We start from the raw sequence: 19,742 nt of genomic DNA, 5'->3' as shown, positions 1-19,742 counted from the left end.
GCCACAGTTTCCCTGAGCAGTTTCCGAAGGCATTCGCTACACAGAAAACGACCGAACTTTCAGTGGGCCTCACCTTCAGACTTCGTTAAGAAATACCCTGGATACTCCTCCCCAATCTATACAGGGAGGCGATCTGCCCATGCCCCATTTCGACTGGAACACCCCCCTGCCCCTGCTCTTCGGCCAAGCCGAGACGCCGCAGCTGACATTGACCGGTGCCATTCCAGGCGACAGCCTGCGACCCGCACTCGAAGCGTTTATTCAGCAACGCTTTCGCAAGGCTCACGGCGCCGACATCCGTTATTTCATGCCTCAGCTGTTTGGCATGAGCAAAGCCCATGGCGAATTATGTGCGGTCGCCGGGGTGCGCCTTGCACGTGACGAACCACTGTTCCTGGAACGTTACCTGGACGAGCCCATCGATCCGCTGATCAGTGCTACTGCCGGATACCCGGTGGGTCGGGCCAGCATTGTCGAGGTCGGTAACCTGGCTGCCTGCGATACCGGCAGTGCACGACTGAGTATCATCGCCATCACCTGGCTACTGGCCATGGGCAGCCTGGAATGGGTGGCATTTACCGGCAACATCGGCTTGGTCAATAGCTTCCATCGCCTCGGTCTGAAACCGGTGACGTTGTGTGCAGCCGACCCGGGCCGACTGGGTGACGATCGCTACAGTTGGGGCAGCTATTACGAGAGCAAACCCTGGGTACACGTCGGTAACATTCGCGCGGGATTCATCCATTTGCGCAACAGTGGTCTGTTCACTCGGCTGGGTCTGCCGTCATCCATTGAGGGCACTAGCCATGTCGCTTGAGTTACAACGTTTCCAGAAGATCCTGCATAGCCATATGGAGCGCAACCCACACGCAATTGCACTTTGGGATGATCGGGTGAGACTCGATTACGCCACTCTTTACGCCGAAGTGTCGTACCGCCAGCAACGCCTACGCGACGAACACGTTCAGGTTATAGCCCTGGCACTGGATAACGGCGTTGAAGCAATACTCTGGGATCTTGCCGCGCTGTTCAAGGGCTTGACTTGCGTAACCTTGCCGCCCTTCTTTAGTCCTACACAGCGCGCCCATTGCCTGGAGCAAAGTCAGGCGGCAAGGGTGATTTCGGAACCGGAGCTGGATGCTGAATTGCTTGCCTTGGGCTATGAAAAAAGCGGCGAGTTCTGGCGCCGTACATTCGCCGGCCCGAACCGGATGCCCCCAGGCACGGCCAAACTGACCTTCACCTCCGGTACCACCGGTACCCCTAAAGGCGTGTGCCTGAGTGCTGAAAACCTACTACAAGTAGCAAGAGAGCTGGATCAAGCCAGTAAACCTGCTGACCCGCAGCATCACTTGGCATTGTTGCCACTAGCAATCCTGCTGGAAAACCTCGGTTGCTACGCCGCACTGTACGCTGGCGCAACCTTGAGCTTACCGAGTCAGAAAGCTTTGGGCATTCAAGGCGCCAGCGGCGTCAACTTACCCCGGCTACTCGAATGCCTTAACACGCGCGCACCCGAGAGTCTGATTTTGGTGCCGCAGTTGCTGCAGATGTTGGTCAGCGCCACTGAGCAGAAAGCCTTCGACCCACAGAAATTGCGCTTTGCTGCTGTAGGAGGAGCGCGCGTCTCTGAGGACTTGTTGCTCCGAGCTGAGCGCGTCGGTCTGCCGGTTTACGAAGGTTACGGATTATCTGAGTGCGCCTCGGTGGTGTGCCTCAATCGTCCCGGTGCACAGCGCCCGGGAAGCGTTGGTAGACCCTTGCCTCACATCCAGGTGAAGCTGGCAGACGATGGTGAAGTACTGATCAAGGGCTCGGCACTGCTCGGCTATCTGGGCGATGCACCTTACGCCGAGGATTGGTGGCCCAGCGGCGACCTCGGAGAGCTAGATCCGGAAGGCTTCCTTTACCTCAAAGGTCGCAAGAAGCATCAATTTGTCACTAGTTTCGGACGCAACGTCAACCCGGAATGGGTAGAGGCCGAACTCACCCAACGCTGCCACATTGCCCAAGCCTTTGTGTATGGGGAATCGCTTCCACGCAATCACGCCCTGTTGTGGCCCCATCGTACCGATTGTACGGATGCAGAACTGGCTAGGGCTGTAGCGGAAGCAAATGACGCATTGCCCGACTACGCCCAAGTTCATAGCTGGACGCGCCTGCCCTATCCCTTCACGGCTGCCAACGGCTTGCTGACTGCCAATGGCCGACCGCGCCGCGACGCTATTGTCGAGACGTTTCACGCGCAACTTACCGAATCTGCCGTATCTGAGGAGTCTGCATCATGAGTTTTTTCGACACGCTTCAAGAAGCTACACATCAAGAGCGCCACGAACTGTTCAACCTGCCGATAATCCTCGACGCACTTGAAGGTAAGGTCAGCCTTGAGAGCTATCGGGAATTTCTTGCGCAAGCCTACTACCACGTCCGCCACACTGTGCCACTGATGATGGCCTGCGGCGCGCGACTGCCAAGCCACCTCGAATGGCTACGCAAAGCGGTATGCGAGTACATCGAAGAAGAATACGGCCATGAACAGTGGGTGCTTAACGATATAGCCGCCTGCGGCGGTGACCGTGACTCCGTGCGTGACGGCCAACCCTCAATGCCGATTGAACTGATGATCAGCTTTCTTTACGACTTGATTGCTCGAGGCAACCCGGTAGGCCTGTTCGGCATGGTCAATGTGCTGGAAGGCACAAGCATTGCCCTGGCCACCCATGCAGCGGGCAGCATCCGCGAGCATCTGGGTCTTCCAGAAAGCGCCTTCAGCTATCTCAGTTCCCACGGTTCACTGGATATCGAGCATATGCAGACCTACCGCCGCCTGATGAACAGGCTGGAAGACCCCGCAGACCAGGCGGCTGTCATCCATGCGTCAAAAGTGGTGTACCGGCTGTACATCGATATGTTTCATGGTTTGCCCCGGACTGCGGAGGTTCATCATGCAACTGCATGATGCCCGCGTGGTCTTGACTGGCGCTAGCGGTGGGATCGGCCAGGAAATTGCCAGGGCTCTGTGCGCCGCCGGTGCCCGGGTGCTGGCGGTAGCTCGACATCAGGAATCCCTGATGCCGTTGCTTGAGCGCTATCCGCAAAATCTGTGCTGGGTAGCCGCCGACCTTACATTCCTCAATGATCGACGCAAAGTATTGGCCGCCGCCGAAGCCATTGGTGGCATCAACTTGTTGGTAAATACTGCCGGCGTCAACTACTTCGCCATGCTCGAACAGCTGGATGACAATGAAATCAACGCGATGTTGAATGTGAATGTGAGTGTTCCAATCTGTCTGACCAAATTGCTACTGCCGTTGCTCAAACAGGCCGAAAGCGCCATGGTGGTCAACGTAGGGTCAACCTATGGCTCGATTGGTTACCCTGGATATGCCACTTACTGTGCAAGTAAGTTCGCACTTCGCGGTTTTTCCGAAGCCCTACGCCGGGAACTCGCCGACACCCGGGTCGGCGTCCTCTATGTCGCCCCCCGCGCTACCCGTACCTCGATGAACAGCCCTGCCGCCCAAGCGCTCAACGATGCACTTAAGGCCAGCGTCGATGATCCACAGGCAGTGGCAGCGGCTGTGATCCACGCCATTGCCGGTGACCGTCGCGATCTCTATCTGGGATGGCCGGAGCGATTCTTCGTACGTCTGAACAGCCTGCTACCCAATCTTGTAGATCGAGGTCTGCGCAAGCAATTGCCACTGATCCGGCACCTTAGCCACACCCACGAAAATGAGCACCTCAAACCATGAAAAAGACCGTTGCCTGCCTGCTGCTCGGCATGTTGAGCCAAGGCGTCTGGGCGCTCGACAACGCGGATCAGCAACGCCTTAATGGCATTCAGCAAAGCTGGGCGCACATACAATATGAACTGCCAGAGCAACAGCGCGTAGCGGCGTTCGCGCAATTGGCGGCACAAACATCGTCGTTCACCCGAGATCGCCCAGTGTTAGCCGAAGCGTGGATCTGGTCAGGAATCGTTACCAGCAGTTGGGCGGGTGCTCAAGGCGGGCTGGGCGCCCTGGGCAAGGTCAAAGATGCCAAGGCCGATCTGGAAAAAGCCCTAACTCTAGACGCCGATGCCTTGCAAGGCTCGGCCTATACCAGCCTTGCTGCACTCTACGACAGAGTGCCAGGCTGGCCGATCGGTTTCGGTGATGCTGACAAGGCAGAGCAACTGCTTCAGAAAGCGTTGCAACTCAATCCTGCCGGCATCGATAGCCTATATTTCTGGGGCGATCACCTCTACCGCCAGAAGCGCTACGCTGAAGCCAAGGTTGCCCTGCAAAAAGCACTACAAGCGCCTCCAAGGCAGGGCTGGGAAAGTGCTGACGTTGGACGGCGCAAAGAAATCGCCGCACTACTGGAAGACGTTAACAAGAAACTCGACTGACTGGAGTTTGCGTGCGTTTATTACTAATCGAAGATGATGTCGCCCTGGGCGAGGGTATTCATCAAGCGCTAGGGCGTGAAGGTTACACTGTCGATTGGCTCAAGGATGGGAGTAGTGCTCTGCACGCCATGCTCAGTGAGACCTTCGACTTGGCAGTGCTTGACCTTGGTTTGCCACGTATGGACGGACTAGAAGTACTCAGGCGCCTGCGCGATAGCGGTTCCAACCTGCCGGTGCTGATCCTCACGGCCCGTGATGCAACAGAAGACCGTATCGCCGGGCTGGACGCAGGCGCCGACGACTATTTGATCAAACCGTTCGACCTAGCCGAACTGAAGGCCCGTTTACGTGCTTTGTTACGCCGCAGTGCCGGGCGAGCACAGATGTTGATCGAGCATGCGGGCATCTGTCTGAACCCTGGCACTCAGCAAGTCAGCTACCAGGGCCTGCCTGTAGCCCTGACACCCAAGGAATATCAGTTGCTGCATGAATTGCTGTCACCCCCTGGTCGCGTGATGACCCGAGATCAACTGATGCAATTGTTGTACGGCTGGAACGAAGAAGCCGAAAGCAACACGCTGGAAGTACACATCCATCACCTGCGCAAGAAGTTCTCGACTGATCTGATTCGCACAGTTCGCGGCGTGGGATATCTGGTGGAGGAGCGTCGATGACGTCAATCCGACGTCGCACACTCACCCTGATAATCGGCTTGATGCTCTTGGGGTTTGCGGTGATCAGTGCGCTTAATTTTCACGACAGTAATCACGAAATCACAGAAGTCTACGACGCTCAGCTCGCACAAAACGCACGGCTTCTACAGGGTGTCATGCGCATGCCGCTACAGAGAAAGGAGTACGCCGAGCTCTATCAGGCCTTCAATACAGCATTAGGCGAAGCCGTACCCAGAGTCGACGGACATCCTTACGAAAGCAAAATCGCGTTTCAAGTCTGGAACAGCCAAGGTGAGCTCCTTGTGCATACGGCGAGCGCCCCCTCTTTTCACACCCTACCTGGCAAGCCCGGTTTCAGCGATGTCGTGGATCTGAACAATCGGAATTGGCGCGCTTTCATGCTGGAAGACAAACGCAACGGTATGCGGATTTGGGTGGGCGAGCGCGATGATGTGCGAGCTGACCTCGTTGAGCGTATTGTGCGCCACACCTTGTGGCCCAACGTTTTGGGCAGCTTGATTCTTGCGGCAATGGTTTGGCTTGCCATTGGATGGGGTCTCAGGCCGCTCGCGAATATGGCTTCTACCCTTCGTGCTAGACACAGCGGGTCACTGGAGCCACTTCAATTGACCCCCCTTCCGAGCGAGCTGGAGCCAATGCAGGCAGCGCTCAACCGTATGCTGGCGCAAATTCAGGAAGTGCTTGGGCGTGAGCGACGTTTCATTGCCGACGCTGCGCATGAAATGCGCACCCCCCTGGCGGTGCTAAAGGTACATGCCCAGAACTTGTTGGAAACACAGAGTGAAGAAAGTCGGCGCGAGTCACTAGAGCATTTGATTGCAGGTGTGGATCGTACCAGTCGATTGGTCAACCAGTTGCTGACGATGGCTCGCATCGAGCCGCAATCAGTATCCACTACGCCATCAACCATTGATCTTGCAGCCACCGTCCGCGACAGCCTGGTTCAATTGACGCCTTGGCTGCTGAGCCAGGGACTTGAACTGGTATTCGATGTCAGCGACGACACCTACAACGTCAGAGTTGATCCGACTGCCATCAATATTGCGTTAAACAATCTGGTAACCAATGCGGCAAATTTTTCTCCGGCACACGGCCTGATCACGGTGCGTCTTGGTAGAAAAGGCGACCACTACGAACTGTCTGTCGAAGACGACGGCCCGGGTATCGATGAGTCCGAGTATGGCCGGCTCCTTGAACGTTTCTATAGTCGAGGTAATGACCAGGGAGCAGGACTGGGGCTCGCTATCGTGAAAACAATTGCAGATCGTATGGGAGGGCAGATAACGCTAGAAAATCGTAGTCAGGGAGGTATGCGTGCAACGTTAGACCTACCCTTCAAGTAATACTCTCGGATTCGCAATCAGTCTCCCATCGGTGGGCCCAGTGCCTGGGCTGCCGTCGGACAAAGCCTTGAAAGTAGCCACCCGTAAATTGGTTGGGAAGACTCATGTTTGACATACATCAAACGGGGGCGCCCCGACAGGTGTAGATAAGAATGGTGATTTACGAACCTCTCCATCCCTTCGGAGTAAATCCCATGGCACCTGTTCAATCTAACGCGCAAACACCATCTACTCCCGCCTTTCCTCCTGAAAAAGGCGAACACTGGATCGAGCCGCTAAAGGATGGTGGGCACGTCCTCATCAGACCTCTGCGTGCAGAGGATCGCGAGCGAGAAAAGGCCTTCATCATGCGTCTTTCACCAGAGTCGCGACACTTTCGCTTTTTGTGCCAAATCAAAGAGCCTGGTGAAGCCATGCTCGATCAGTTGATGACCGTCAATCAGCGGGAGAAAATGGCATATGTGGCTTTGGCACATGTAAAAGGCGAACTCCTAGAGGTCGGTATCAGTCGTTATGCAGCCGGCGCCCAACCAGATGAATGTGAGTGTGCGGTTACCGTTGATGATCAATGGAAGCATCGCGGCCTAGGAGCACTGCTACTTAGCCACCTGATCGATAAGGCTCGGGCGAATGGGTACAAAGAGATGTACTCAATCGACTCGGCGGCCAATACGGCGATGCATGATCTAGCTCGTGACCTCGGCTTTTCCACTGCGCGTGATCCTAGCGATGCCTGCCAGGTCATTCATCGCCTTTCATTGACTTGATGAGCGCTGCGAAGCTGCAGACTGTCCACCTGAAATCACACGGTTCAAACATTGCTGCTCGTCCTCCTCAGTGATGCCTTGGAAATCACTTACTTCAAAGACTGAAGTGTTGAACAGGGCGAGCCGCAATACACCATTTCTTTCCAAAAACACCTCAGACAAACACAAGCAGATGGGCGAAGAAACAGATACCAACCTCCCATCCTCCCCCAGGAACGCAAGCTGATCGTTGAGATTCGTTTCACAGGCAGAAACGATGGTACGAATTGATCGAGCCGCGTAGTACAACGTTGTGGGATACCCCACACCTATGGCTATCAGAAGACACAATACAAGGTTCGATTCCTTAGCGTAGGTCGAGATACGATCAACCTTATGCCGCCACCCTGTTGAGCCAGGATTGAAAATAGCTTTACCAACAAGCAGGGTATAACGATGTTGCACAATGACCCCAACGCACAGACTGATCGTAACAAAGCCCAGTAAGATCCAGGGCTTGGCCGTAAGCAACTCAACAGCACCATCGAACCAGCCTGCAATAGATACCAACACTACGAAGCTCACCACTCCAGCAATTATGCCGAAGCTAGCTCGTGGCCTTTTCAACCAGGCTTTAAGCTTCTCTTTACTGGTTGCGTTCATGGTCAATACCCTCACATTAGTCCGTGCCAAAGTAGGCTATACGGTGCTGGGCAACTAAAGCTCTACGGTTTCAAGGTGCTCTGGCACTGACACCGACCAACCAAGCTCAAGGCTGATTCGGCGCCGCAGCGTATCAGCTGCATGGGGTTCACCATGCACCACAAAGGTATGCCGAGGGGGCCTCTTGAAGCCCCGCAACCACTGCATGATTTCATCAGCATCGGCATGCGCCGACAGACTCTCCATGGCAGAGACCTGAGCGCGTATCGGGACATCCTCACCGTGCATACGGATTGTCCTAACTCCAGCAATGATGTCCGCTCCGCGAGTACCACCGGCCTGAAACCCAGAAAACAACAACGTATTGCGGGGGTTGGGAGCCAGCGCCTTCAGGTGATGCAGTACCCTGCCCCCGGTTGCCATGCCACTGGCTGCGATGATCACCGCAGGGTCGCGAAGCTGGTCAAGGTGTTTTGATTCGTCGACTGTACGAATGATATGGGTGCTACGGCACATCGCTGCGCACTCCACGGCAGACAGGCGATGCTCTTGGTGAAAGCGCTGATACAGCGCGGTGGTATCTGATGCCATTGGACTATTGAGGTAAACCGGAATGTCTGGGATTCGATGCTCTCTTTTGAGCGCATACAGGTAGTACATCAATAATTGCGCACGCCCAACGGCAAATGACGGAACCAGGGTGATGCCGTGCCTTAGCAGTGTTTGATTAATGACATTGGCGAGATACGTCTCTGGAGCCTCCTTCGGGTGCTGTCGGTCACCATACGTAGATTCGACCAAAAGAATGTCTGCGCTCTCGATCAGCTCCGGGGTTCGCATGATAGGGTCGTTGGGGCGCCCTAGGTCACCAGAAAACACTATGATTTGGCCTCCTGCATTTATTTCGACAGTCGCGGCACCTAAAATGTGACCTGCAGAACGAAGATAGACCTGTAGACCGTCGACGATTTCAACCGAGTGATGTAGTTCCAGTGGGCGGAGATGTGCAAGTGCTCGCTTCGCCTCCTCTTCCGTGTACAGCGCCTGGGCGGGGTGGTGCTTGGAGTAGCCACGTCGGTTTGCATAGTCGGCTTCCTCTTCCTGTAGGCGACCACTGTCGAGCAACAGGATCCTCACCAGCTCACAAGTGGCCGCAGTCGCATAAATCGGCCCACGAAACCCATTCCGAACCAGAACTGGAAGGTAACCGCTGTGATCGAGGTGCGCATGGGTAAGGACTACCGCATCGATTTCATCCACGGGTATAGGCAAAGATTGCCAGTTGCGTAAGCGCAACTGCTTGTATCCTTGGAACAGTCCACAATCGACAAGCACCTGCGTCGAGTTGTGCTGGAGTAGATACTTGCTTCCGGTAACCGTACCCGTCGCACCGAGAAATGTGAGCTGCATGATTCTGACCTCGAAAGCTGGCCGGAGGGCTCTAGTTGCCGGAATTAACAGCCAGTACGCTGCAATGTGCCGAGTTCACTATCCAGTCTGTCGTATCACCGAGCAGTTTGCCCAAGCCTTTAGGTTGCACTATCCCCATAACCACAACATCAACAGCCAAATCGCGCACCAGATCGCTGATAGCGGTCACTGGCGGCCCTTGGACAAAATGTCGACATTCAGTAACAACGCCGTAGAAGTCGGCCAGTTCATCATAAGGTTCGCGTAATACAGCAATTAGCTCCTCAACCCAGTCCAAAGCCGCATTCGAATCGGCAACAAAGATTGGTGAAATGTCATAGGCAGAAAGTAGGTGCAACTGAGCATTGCATTGCAGCGCCATGGCCGTGGCTGCGCGGATTATTTTGTGATTGAAGTCGTTTCCTTGCTCCGAATTGGCCGTATCGACGGCTGCAAGGATTACGTTGGGAAGAGGCACATTGCCATGCTGGACAAAATGTACAGGTACCGGACTGGCGCGCATCAGCTCGCTATCGAAAGAGACCCCAAACACCCGCTTGAGCGCTGAAATCTCATCAATGTCCTTGATGACCATGTCGGGACGAAGCGTGTGAATGCAGTCAACCACGTCCTTGACGGGATCGTCGGTCAATGCTGCCTGGCTGGTAGCGCACGCATCGTCTATATGTATTGCCCCAACCGTTTCCGTCAATCGATCACGATATTGTGAGAACTGCTCGGCGATTTGCTGTTCAACCTCTACTTCTTCTCGCCAGTTGCTAAGCCCATGAGGTTCAAACAAACCCAAGACATGCAACCCTGCCCCCGTCGTTTTAGCCAAAGCCTTGGCGCGTTGTGCCGCTGGCGAGGTCAAATCGGCATCCAGGGCAAGCAGCAACAATTGTTGGTACTGACTCATCGCAAACCTCCAATCATGTCATCGCCTACCGGGAATTGAAGCTCAGGCACTAAATTCTGTGCCTTGACCCCGCTTCAGACTTGATTCAGATCAGAAAGGCTGCGACACGCAACGAACTTGATGCAAGTCAGAACGAGGATGCTGGTGAGCAGTACAACAGTAATCGGCAAGCTCCCTTTGATGACTGTAAGCCCGGAGAGCGCGATGAATAACGATATCGATTTTGGCGATCTGTCTAGGGAGCACTGGATAGAGTCGTTGAACGACGGTACTCCTGTACTGATTCGACCACTGCGTGAGCCCGACCGTGAGAGGGATCATGAGTTTGTAGGGCATGTGTCTTACGAGTTGAGACGCTTTCGCTTCCTAGCAGGGTTTAGCGGGGAGGCATCATCGTTTTTCGAACGGTTGATGGATGTGGACTACCACCACCGCATGGCTTACGTCGCGTTGATGTATGACGGTGGCCAACTGCGTGAAATCGGCGAAAGCCGCTATGCGGCAGTCCCCGACAGCAAGAACTGCGAGTGTGCGGTTGCCGTGAGCGAGCAATGGCAGCGCAAAGGCTTGGGTAGACTGTTAATGAATCACCTGATCAGCGCCGCACGCAGCAATGGCTATGAGCGCATGATTTCACGTGATCTCTCAAACAACTACGGGATGCATCGACTTGCGAAAACACTCGGTTTTTCCTCACGCTACCTGGCTGGAGATGTAACTGAAATCATCCATGAGCTCGACCTACATGGATGATCATTTACCTCTGCGCGGTATTATCCGAGCTCCGAAACCGCGCTGAGGCAGGTTCTTTGTCAGACCACTGGAGTTTCCGGGGTGATGACCAGGACACTGCTAGGCATTTTGTAAAGTACCCTTTCAACCGTGCTGCCGATGTACTTGGCCAAACCACGGTGGTGCACCCGCCCCATCACTACGATATCGGTACCTTGGGCTTCGCAGAAGATGCTCAAGACTTTTGCTGGGTCGCCCATGATCATATGGCAACTCTCCGGATCAATACCGTTGCGCTCAGCCAGCTCGCGAAAGGCGTCGCTTTGGGCTTCATGCAGACTTTCGGCAACATTTGAGCCAAACAAAAATGATTTACGCCCAAGGTTCTCCGCATCCGTTTGCATAGAGGTCAGATCATAGGCATACAAGATCTCCACCTGCGCCTTACATTGCATGGCCAATTTCAACGCCTCAGTGATGATGCGGTCATTGAATCCTTGGTACTGATCCTCGGGACGCGATAGGTCAACGGCAGCGAGAACTTTACGAGGCATAGCATGGCTGGCCTTGTCGACAAAATGCAGCGGCACCGAGCACTCCCGTAACAGCCGGATATCAAGTGTAGTGAACATCGCCCGCATCAGGCGCGACTCATGCTCTATGTCCTTGACCACCATTGCAAACGGCTGCTCCCTCAGATGGGTCAGGATTTCATCCAAGACATCGTTCACCCAGACAACCTCTGTGGTGACTGTAAGCCCGTTCCTACGCAGGGGTACGGCTTGGGTTTCAAGCCACTGGCGGTGCTTTTCGACATAGGCCTGGCGCATCACTGCCAGTGCCTGTTCATTGACCAGCCCTGCGGTGGCAAGCCCCTCAAGGTAATCGAAAGCCACTATATGCAATGCAATGCCTTTGGCTTTTGCCAAAGCGGCAGCACGGTCAAAGGCGTCAGTGCGCTGCATCAAAGGGGGGGCGATGAACAACAAGCGTTGATAGTCGGACATGACACACCTCGCACTAAGGGATGAGTAGGTACGCACCATCCTGCATCCGTCCAAGGCTGTGTGTTTGACTTGCATCAAAATCGGATGCACACCACCTCAAAAGGACACGACGATTGGGTGTAGCACACGACCATAGGCGCAGTCCGACGCACGGCAACCTAACTACAAAAAATGGATTTGATTCCTTGATCCCGGTCAATTGATTCGACGATTTTCAGCGCACGCTAAGCAAAGGTGAATGCCACGATCCCAAAGAGGAACCCGCTGCCATGGCTACCATGAAAGCTGCAATTTTTGTGGAGAAAAATCGGATAGAACTGGACGAAAAGCCAATACCGAACATTGGCCCTGCCGATGCGTTGGTTCGGCTCACAACCACGACGATCTGCGGAACCGACATCCACATCCTCCGAGGTGAATACCCTGTCGCCAAAGGGTTGACCATAGGTCATGAACCCGTTGGTATCATTGAAAAACTCGGCGCCCAGGTTCAAGGCTTTAGCGAAGGACAGCGGGTCATTGCTGGCGCAATAACCCCGAGCGGCCACAGTAATGCGTGCCTGTGTGGATGCTCATCCCAGGATGGGCCGGGCACCCTTCATGGATTCAAAGCTATTGGTGGTTGGAAGCTCGGCAACACGATTGATGGCTGCCAGGCCGAGTATGTTCGGGTGCCTGACGCCATGGCCAACCTTTCACTGATTCCCGATAACCTTAGTGACGAACAAGTTTTGATGTGCCCAGACATCATGTCTACCGGGTTCTCCGGTGCAGAACGGGGTGATGTAAAAATCGGTGATACGGTCGCCGTATTTGCCCTAGGGCCCATTGGTCTTTGCGCGGTGGCCGGTGCCCGCTTGAAAGGTGCCGGCACGATCATCGGTGTCGACACCGTAAATGCGCGTATGGCCGTTGCCCGTCAGCTAGGTGCTACTCACGTAATCGACTTCACACAAGGCAACGTCGTCGAGCAAATCATGGCGATTACCATAGGCCGTGGGGTCGATGTTGCGATTGAAGCACTTGGAACCCAATCGACATTTGAATCAGCGCTGCGGGTGCTACGTCCTGGAGGCACCTTATCCAGCCTTGGCGTATACTCTTCGGACTTGCGCATTCCACTTGATGCCTTTGCTGCTGGCCTAGGCGACTACAACATCGTGACCACACTGTGTCCAGGCGGTAAAGAGCGCATGCGACGCTTGATGGAAATCATAGCCAGCGGGCGCATCGATCTGGCGCCACTCGTGACGCACCGGTTCAAGCTGGACGATATTGAAGCCGCCTACGAGTTATTTGGGCATCAACGAGACGGTGTCATGAAGGTGGCCATTACGCCCTGATTCCATCTGCTGTCAGCAGCTTGAATACCTGATGGCATGGACGCCGTTCCTGATTCGATTGAATGTGGAGCGCGCCAAATGCTCAAATTACTCCTACTGTCGATCCTACCGCGAATAGTCCCAGGTTCAATGCTTAACCAGACTAGAAAACGCTTACTTGGTCTCGTCGACGGTAAGCGGAGCTACCGCGCCCCAGACCTGGAACTCATGTTGCGCCGCGAAGTGGGATTGCCCTACCAACCTGTCCTGTTCGCCAGGAACATCGGGGATCAGTTCATCGTCACCGCGGACTTGCAGTCTGTAGGTATCGACAGCTTGCAGATAGGGATTACAACGCAGCAATTCACCTTAAGCGGTTGGGTGATGCCGGATGCTGCCGACGCCTCGACGACAGCTATCTCATCTGAGTGTGGATGTTTTAGTTCTTCACGAACCATTCCGCCCTCAATGGATCTTGACCATTTCACTCTCAATTACCATCAGGGTTTGTTGGTATTCAGCGTACCTAGTAAGCACTCACAAAACCGGCGTCCTTTGCATTCCACTGCATCGATTACGGAGTAGCATCAATGAACGTCTACATTGAAAATAATCCGCGTCAAAACCGTTGGTGGGTTCACCTGGACATATGGATGGTGAGTTTTCGCAGTATTGACGAAGCGACAGCCTTCGTTGATCGACTTAATACTCGATTGAACGCCCCACACTCCCTGGCGATGATTGCTAGCTATCCTCTAGTACCTGGAAAGTTCATAAATCGCGACCTGCATGACCCTATTGCCCCATCAGGATCTGCTACCCCGGTATCGGAGGTGAGAAATGCATAGCCTCCTGAACGTTGCCTCTGACCTAGAGGAACGTAATCCCATAGGGGTGATATCACCGATCAATGTAAACCCATATAGGGCGGCTTGCGTGGATTGCAAGGTCGGTTCGTTGTGCCTTCCAACTGGCATGTGCAAACACGGAAACGACCGTTTCAGTGAGCTGATCAGGCAGCGCATACGGATTAAGAAAGGTTACGGCTTGTATCACGCCAACGACCCGTTGGAATTCCTCTACGCAGTACGCTTTGGGAGTTTTAAGACCTGCTTTGCAAATGCGGAAGGACAAGGGCTGGTAACCAACTTCTGGATGTCAGGAGACACAATGGGGTGCGATGCGATCAGCACCAACCGGCATGTATGCAGTGCGTTTGCTCTTGAGGACAGTGAAGTTTGCCTTATTCCTTATCAACGCCTGGAGTCGTTAGCCCATGAGTTCCCGTTCTTACAACAAAGCCTCAATAGGTTGCTCAGCAGTGAAATTGTTCGAGAGCATAAGCGGCTTTTAATGATGTGCAACCTCACCGCAGAAGAACGAATGGCCAGCTTTCTACTAGGCTTGTCCAAACGATACCTAGAACGCGGATTTTCCGCCCATAGCTTTGTTTTACGCATGTCGAGAGATGACATTGCGTCCTACTTGGGACTGAGACTTGAAACCATCTGTAGATCCATAGCGCACCTGCGCCAGCTGGACATAGTTCAGTTCAGCGGACGTACAGTGGAAATTTTGAATTTGTCTGACTTAAAGGCTTTAGAACATGGCTACGGTAGAGGCCCAGCGGCAACTCACTAAGTCGGGATGGGTTTCAGCTCATCCCGAGCAGTCCCGACACCTACCCTCTCCCGCACATCGATGCGGCTCTCATGCTTGAAACCCTGGACATTACACATCTCGCTGCTGCCTTGGGTATAGGTATGCTCGTAGGCCTGGAGCGTGAACGCAAAAAAGGTACCGGGGAACATCGCGCATTTGCCGGACTTAGAACCTTTGCCATCACGTCTGTACTGGGTTACGTATGCATGGCCGTCGCGGGTGCGATGTTGGTCGCCATCATGAGTATTGGCTTGGCAATCATAGTTGCAGTTGCCTACTGGAAACACCCTAGCAAGGATCCTGGCATCACCAGTGAAATAGCTCTGCTTTTCGTCTTGCTGCTCGGTGCCCTAAGTTATGACCAGCCCGAACTGGCTGTCGCCGTCGGTGTCGTGCTTACAGTTGTCCTCGCATTCAGGCAAGAGCTGCATCGCTTTGCCCGCCATCAATTAACTGAAAACGAAGTCCGCGACGGGTTGATACTACTGATTGCCGTATTGATCATTTTACCCTTGGCACCCGATCGCTTCATCGGCCCCTTTGGTGCCATCAATCCCCGCACAATCGGTACCCTGATCATACTGCTGATGTGTGTAGGGGCGCTGGGGCATATCGCCTTACGGGTGGTCGGCACACGCTATGGCTATACCCTCAGTGCCATTGCATCAGGGTTTGCTTCAGGATCCGCGACAATTGCGCTGATGGGGCACCTGGCTCGGAGCGAACAATCGTCTGTCAGAGCACTCAGCGCTGCAGCTATATTTTCCAACCTAGCGACTATTGCAATGCTGGGTCTGGTGCTGGGTACAGTCGACCCCGCTTTCTTGAGGGAATTATGGGCTCCCATTCTGCTAGCGTCGCTCACAACAATAGTATATGGCTCTGTGCTGCTCGCCCCCTGGAGTACTTCCCTTGTGCCGACCGCAACCCAAGTCGGCGATAGTGCATTCAATCTCAAGGTCGCCCTCGTTGTGACTATGGCCATAACAGGTATCACGTTGCTATCTTCGGCACTGCTGCATGCCTTTGGACACAATGGTGTACTGATTGCGGCGATAGTTAGCGGTCTAGCAGATGCCCACGCAACGGCAGCATCTATCGCGTCGCTGGTGAAGTCTGGGCAATTATCAATGGCAGAAATTGCGGTGCCCGCGCTGACCGCAATGAGCAGCAATACACTTACTAAATGTGTGCTGGCCTGGATCAGCGGGGGCGCAAAATTTGCCGCGAACGTAATTGTCGGTCAGTTGGCAATCATTACTTCGATGTGGGCTGGACTGCTGCTCCAGTGAATAATCCGCCCTTTCTTGCAAGCCAGATAAACGATAGTACGCGCCAATCTTTAACGAGCACGCCAGCTTTCCAGGAGACTGAAGAGCACCATTCCCACCAACATCGCAAGTACGAATACGAGTATTTTCCAGTGCCCACTTAACACAAGGGCGAGTGCAGGCCCCGGGCAGATACCGGCAATACCCCAACCAACACCAAATACCAGGCTGCCCACCACCAACCGCCGATCTAATGCTCGCACCCGAGGCATTTGCATCGGCAAACCAAGCATCGAGCGTGTTTGTTTGCTGCTCCACTGCATGGGCAAAAGTGCCACCCCGATAGCACCCACCATTACCAACCCGAGCGATGGATCCCAGCTTCCTGCCAGATCCAGAAAGCCGATTACCTTGGCTGGATTAACCATGCCTGCCAACAGCAAGCCAAGGCCAAACACCACACCGCAGATAAAAGCCGTTACCCATCGCATGCTCATACTCCTGCCAGGTGACGGCTAACGAACACAACTGCAAATCCCGCGCACATAAAGCACAGTGTTGCGACAAGTGAACGAGGCGACAGACGCGCCAGTCCACAGACACCATGCCCACTGGTGCAACCTGCCGCGCAACGTGTTCCCAGGCCAACCAGCAAACCGGCCACAAGCAACCCTACCCAGTCTGTCTGAAACTGTACGACCGGCCGACCCGCAAATAACCACCACACTAGGGGGGCTACCAACACCCCCAGGAGAAACAGTGCTTTCTCGCCTCTGCCCTCGCCCTTCTTTTGCAGCAAACTGCCCAGCAGCCCGCTAATACCGGCAATACGGCCATTCACAAGTGCAAACAGGCTCACGGCAAGCCCGATCAACGCACCGCCGAGCAAGGCCGACCAAGGGGTGAAATTGGCCCAGTCGATAGTCATTTCGGCTCCTTCGCACAGAACAATTGATACAAGGTTTTGATCACCGCCAGGGCAGCTGGACTATCGATGCGATAGAAAATCTGCTTACCTTCACGCCTTGTCGCCACCAGATCTTCGCGCCTCAAAACCCCTAATTGCTGAGACAAGGTGGGCTACTGAATGCCAAGCAGGGACTCCAGCTCACTTACACTGCGCTCACCTTCAGACAACTGGCATAGCAACAGCAGTCGCTCTGGATTTCCCAGGGCTTTAAGCAACTGGGCTGCTGCTTCAGCGTTGCAGCGTAACTGTTGAACATCCATCGCCAGTCCTTCTATGACTGTAATTTCAATCAAATTATACACCATAAGATATTATATAAATATATATACTGTATGTTTAGACAGAATCTGCAGACACCAAGACCGATCAAGTTCCGACGACATTCCCCGGCGACGTTGGTGCCGATGGCTTCAAAGGGCCTGCGCATGCCTTGGGAGGCCAATAGAAATGAGTGCAGCCAACAGCACGAATGCCGAGGAAACCCACAAACAGGACTCCAAACCATAACGCTGGTAGATCCATCCTGACAGCACGGTGCCCAGCAATCGGCCCATGGCATTGGACATGTAGTAGAAACCCACGTCCAGTGACACCGCAGCCGCATTAGGACATCTTTTAGATAGGCGCGCGATCAGTGATGGTTTAACGTGCGCGGAATTTCTGCCGGCAATGCAGTGCGCTTGGGTTTCTGCGTTTTCTCGATCGCCGCTGAAGCTGCTTGCAAGGCTTGAAGCTCCGCTTCAATCGCTGCGATACGAGAGAATCAAGCACCAGTCAAAAACATACCTAAGATAAGAACGGCCTCCCGCCAACTTTACAAGGTTGAGTTTCCTGAAGTTGAATCGCCCCGGGTTCTTTAGACACCCTGCAAACTCATCGAGGGTGAAAGCTGCCTACGAAGTATTGGCGGAACTGGATGCTCTTTCGTCAAAAGACGGTTGACCACTTCGTCGAGCCGCCTGTTCTCTCGCATACAAGCCTTACTTGCATGGATGTTGCTTTTCCGGCCTACGTGTTCGAGGGCCCGGCTCAGGTTTGTGATTCAAACGTCTAAGGCCCTTGAGCGGTCAGTCAAAGCTCCAAAGCCCCCCTGAGCAATGCATCCAGTTTCAGACTAGCTCCAACGTTTCGCTCCTCCAGCAGCACGATCGGAATATCGTGCAGAACTGCAACCGAGTCAGTCAACCCGTCCCCAATCAATGCAAGTGGACAGGCAATGTTCATCTGTAAGGAGCATAGCTTCTTCGCCAGTGCTGTATTCACTGGCCCCCGGACTGCGAGCACGAGTGCTGCAGGCTGGAGTGTCACACACAGCAATGGCAGTTCCTCAAGTGGCTGCCCACTGCCTAACACCTCGATACGCCACCGCTCACTACTGAGAAGTAAACCGTTGCTCAGCAAATCCAACTCAGCGCTTCCTTCAAGGCCGGCCAGTAACACACAAGGAGCGTCGAGCTGATTCAATTGCAGACGCAGCAATAGGCGAGCACGCAGAAAAGTATCGAGGAACAGCCATTGGCTACGCTGACCGAAAGCGCTGCCAGACAGCAGGCTGCGCCAGACCGGCATCAGCACATCGAGCAACACCGTAGTCTTTGGGTATAAGGTGAAAAGCTGACCATGAATGCTCTCGAGAGCCTGCCGATCGAATGCCTTTGTCGCTAGAAGTACAGCAGAGCGCCAATGCTCAATGTAATCGGCGTTGGGCACGGTCGGGAGGGAGACTTCGCCAGACCGGCGCGCGAGCAACTCACCCACTTTACTGATCGGCAACCCACTACCGGTCCAGCGCAGAATGTCTCGTATGCGCTGTACATCCTCGGCCGTGTACAGGCGGTGTCCGCCTTCGGTGCGCTGCGGGCGGATCAACCCATGACGACGTTCCCAGGCGCGCAACGTCACAGGATTTATGCCAGTCAGGCTGACTACATCGCGCATGGGTAGCAAATCGTTGCAGGTCGCTTCGGTCATCGCAAGTGATCATCAGGACGGTTGCATATTCTAAACCCATACCAACCTTCTTCGGCGAGCGTTCTTCCTTCATGATGTTGACAACCGCACCTTAGCCTTCCCGAACAAAGGCCTGGGCTGCTCATATCGAAAACGCCACTAGAGTGAGTGGGCCACATGATCGACGCAAAACTCTTGCAATTGATGGTCGAGAGCTCCAACGATGGCATCGTCGTCGCCGAACAGGAAGGCAACGACAGCATCCTGATCTACACCAACCCTGCCTTCGAGCGCCTCACCGGATACGCCACGGACGACATCCTCTATCAGGATTGCCGCTTCCTCCAAGGCCAAGACCACAACCAACCTGGAATTTCGGCCATCCGCAAGGCGATTCGCGAAGGGCGCCATTGCTGCCAAGTGCTGCGCAACTATCGCAAGGATGGCAGCCTGTTCTGGAATGAGCTTTCTATCACGCCCGTACACAACGATGCCGATGAACTGACTTACTACATCGGCATCCAGCGTGATGTCACGGCACAGGTCTTCGCCGAAGAGCGGGTCCGCGAACTGGAGGCAGAGATAGCCGATTTGCGTCGACAACTCGCATCAGGCAACGGCTGACCTTGCAACAAATCTATACAAGGTCGTTGACT

At 54.3% G+C, this 19,742-nt stretch carries 20 protein-coding genes and 2 pseudogenes; 13 read left to right on the top strand and 9 right to left on the bottom strand.

Features of this window, described 5'->3' with window-relative positions; all coding sequences use genetic code 11:
* Window positions 1-139: 139 nt before the first annotated feature.
* The 8 genes from ABM562_RS09800 (at window position 140) to ABM562_RS09765 (ending at window position 7,201) form a co-directional block, all read left to right on the top strand.
* Complete coding sequence (locus ABM562_RS09800; RefSeq protein ID WP_460421706.1) at window positions 140-817, top strand: thermostable hemolysin; 678 nt, start codon at window positions 140-142, stop codon at window positions 815-817.
* Window positions 807-2,288, top strand: coding sequence for an AMP-binding protein (locus ABM562_RS09795; protein ID WP_460421704.1), 1,482 nt, complete (start codon window positions 807-809; stop codon window positions 2,286-2,288). Before ABM562_RS09800 ends, ABM562_RS09795 begins: the two co-directional genes overlap by 11 nt.
* On the top strand, window positions 2,285-2,959 hold the full coding sequence (locus ABM562_RS09790; protein WP_460421702.1) for a TenA family transcriptional regulator: 675 nt from the start codon (window positions 2,285-2,287) through the stop codon (window positions 2,957-2,959). The genes ABM562_RS09795 and ABM562_RS09790 overlap by 4 nt, the downstream gene beginning before the upstream one ends.
* On the top strand, window positions 2,946-3,755 hold the full coding sequence (locus tag ABM562_RS09785) for an SDR family oxidoreductase (protein ID WP_460421700.1): 810 nt from the start codon (window positions 2,946-2,948) through the stop codon (window positions 3,753-3,755). Before ABM562_RS09790 ends, ABM562_RS09785 begins: the two co-directional genes overlap by 14 nt.
* On the top strand, window positions 3,752-4,396 hold the full coding sequence (locus ABM562_RS09780) for a tetratricopeptide repeat protein (RefSeq protein ID WP_460421698.1): 645 nt from the start codon (window positions 3,752-3,754) through the stop codon (window positions 4,394-4,396). Before ABM562_RS09785 ends, ABM562_RS09780 begins: the two co-directional genes overlap by 4 nt.
* A gap of 11 nt (window positions 4,397-4,407) precedes the next feature.
* Entirely contained in the window at window positions 4,408-5,070 is a 663-nt protein-coding gene (locus ABM562_RS09775) for a response regulator (RefSeq protein WP_115086620.1), read from the top strand.
* On the top strand, window positions 5,067-6,434 hold the full coding sequence (locus tag ABM562_RS09770) for a sensor histidine kinase (protein WP_460421696.1): 1,368 nt from the start codon (window positions 5,067-5,069) through the stop codon (window positions 6,432-6,434). The genes ABM562_RS09775 and ABM562_RS09770 overlap by 4 nt, the downstream gene beginning before the upstream one ends.
* A 194-nt stretch (window positions 6,435-6,628) precedes the next feature.
* On the top strand, window positions 6,629-7,201 hold the full coding sequence (locus tag ABM562_RS09765; protein WP_460421694.1) for a GNAT family N-acetyltransferase: 573 nt from the start codon (window positions 6,629-6,631) through the stop codon (window positions 7,199-7,201).
* On the opposite strand, the gene ABM562_RS09760 is transcribed toward ABM562_RS09765, so the two are convergent.
* The 3 genes from ABM562_RS09760 to ABM562_RS09750 are packed head-to-tail and all read right to left on the bottom strand — an operon-like array spanning window position 7,190 to window position 10,172.
* Window positions 7,190-7,843, bottom strand: coding sequence for a hypothetical protein (locus ABM562_RS09760; protein ID WP_460421692.1), 654 nt, complete (start codon window positions 7,841-7,843; stop codon window positions 7,190-7,192). The two genes, ABM562_RS09765 and ABM562_RS09760, sit on opposite strands and share 12 nt — an antisense overlap.
* 54 nt (window positions 7,844-7,897) lie before the next feature.
* The gene (locus ABM562_RS09755) at window positions 7,898-9,253 is read right to left on the bottom strand and encodes an MBL fold metallo-hydrolase RNA specificity domain-containing protein (protein ID WP_460421690.1); all 1,356 of its coding nucleotides are present in this window, start codon (window positions 9,251-9,253) and stop codon (window positions 7,898-7,900) included.
* A gap of 31 nt (window positions 9,254-9,284) precedes the next feature.
* Window positions 9,285-10,172 carry a universal stress protein gene (locus ABM562_RS09750; protein WP_460421688.1) on the bottom strand — a complete coding sequence of 296 codons (888 nt, stop codon included), beginning with the start codon at window positions 10,170-10,172 and terminating at the stop codon, window positions 9,285-9,287.
* 204 nt (window positions 10,173-10,376) lie between these two features.
* Between ABM562_RS09750 and ABM562_RS09745 the strand changes: the two genes are divergently transcribed.
* Complete coding sequence (locus tag ABM562_RS09745; RefSeq protein ID WP_460421686.1) at window positions 10,377-10,925, top strand: GNAT family N-acetyltransferase; 549 nt, start codon at window positions 10,377-10,379, stop codon at window positions 10,923-10,925.
* 59 nt (window positions 10,926-10,984) lie between these two features.
* Here ABM562_RS09745 and ABM562_RS09740 read toward each other — a convergent pair whose 3' ends face one another.
* Window positions 10,985-11,911, bottom strand: coding sequence for a universal stress protein (locus ABM562_RS09740; protein ID WP_258717131.1), 927 nt, complete (start codon window positions 11,909-11,911; stop codon window positions 10,985-10,987).
* A gap of 269 nt (window positions 11,912-12,180) precedes the next feature.
* On the opposite strand from ABM562_RS09740, the gene ABM562_RS09735 reads away from it, so the two are divergent.
* The 3 genes from ABM562_RS09735 (at window position 12,181) to ABM562_RS09725 (ending at window position 16,187) form a co-directional block, all read left to right on the top strand.
* A complete protein-coding gene (locus ABM562_RS09735) occupies window positions 12,181-13,254 on the top strand; it encodes an NAD(P)-dependent alcohol dehydrogenase (RefSeq protein ID WP_258717130.1) in 1,074 nt (357 codons plus the stop codon).
* Window positions 13,255-14,073: 819 nt separating this feature from the next.
* Window positions 14,074-14,874 (top strand): helix-turn-helix domain-containing protein, encoded by an 801-nt coding sequence (locus ABM562_RS09730; RefSeq protein ID WP_460421683.1) that lies wholly within the window; start codon window positions 14,074-14,076, stop codon window positions 14,872-14,874.
* A gap of 71 nt (window positions 14,875-14,945) precedes the next feature.
* Window positions 14,946-16,187 carry an MgtC/SapB family protein gene (locus ABM562_RS09725; protein WP_258717128.1) on the top strand — a complete coding sequence of 414 codons (1,242 nt, stop codon included), beginning with the start codon at window positions 14,946-14,948 and terminating at the stop codon, window positions 16,185-16,187.
* Between the two features lie 50 nt (window positions 16,188-16,237).
* Here the strand turns inward: ABM562_RS09725 and ABM562_RS09720 are convergent, their stop codons facing one another.
* The 5 genes and pseudogenes from ABM562_RS09720 to ABM562_RS09700 all read right to left on the bottom strand — a co-directional run bounded on the left by ABM562_RS09720 (window position 16,238) and on the right by ABM562_RS09700 (window position 19,107).
* A complete protein-coding gene (locus tag ABM562_RS09720) occupies window positions 16,238-16,657 on the bottom strand; it encodes a DUF6691 family protein (protein WP_258717127.1) in 420 nt (139 codons plus the stop codon).
* A gap of 2 nt (window positions 16,658-16,659) precedes the next feature.
* Window positions 16,660-17,094, bottom strand: coding sequence for a YeeE/YedE family protein (locus ABM562_RS09715; protein WP_258717126.1), 435 nt, complete (start codon window positions 17,092-17,094; stop codon window positions 16,660-16,662).
* A pseudogene (locus ABM562_RS09710) lies at window positions 17,091-17,396 on the bottom strand (metalloregulator ArsR/SmtB family transcription factor). Before ABM562_RS09710 ends, ABM562_RS09715 begins: the two are co-directional and overlap by 4 nt.
* A 150-nt stretch (window positions 17,397-17,546) precedes the next feature.
* A pseudogene (locus tag ABM562_RS09705) lies at window positions 17,547-17,729 on the bottom strand (organoarsenical effux MFS transporter ArsJ); the annotation flags it as partial.
* Between the two features lie 478 nt (window positions 17,730-18,207).
* Window positions 18,208-19,107 carry a MerR family transcriptional regulator gene (locus tag ABM562_RS09700; protein WP_460421681.1) on the bottom strand — a complete coding sequence of 300 codons (900 nt, stop codon included), beginning with the start codon at window positions 19,105-19,107 and terminating at the stop codon, window positions 18,208-18,210.
* Window positions 19,108-19,263: 156 nt separating this feature from the next.
* Here ABM562_RS09700 and ABM562_RS09695 point away from each other — a divergent pair, with 156 nt between their 5' ends.
* The gene (locus ABM562_RS09695; RefSeq protein ID WP_460421679.1) at window positions 19,264-19,710 is read left to right on the top strand and encodes a PAS domain-containing protein; all 447 of its coding nucleotides are present in this window, start codon (window positions 19,264-19,266) and stop codon (window positions 19,708-19,710) included.
* Window positions 19,711-19,742: the final 32 nt, after the last annotated feature.

This window comes from Pseudomonas sp. ZL2 (genome assembly GCF_054788455.1).
This window is presented reverse-complemented; position numbering and strand designations above follow the sequence as displayed.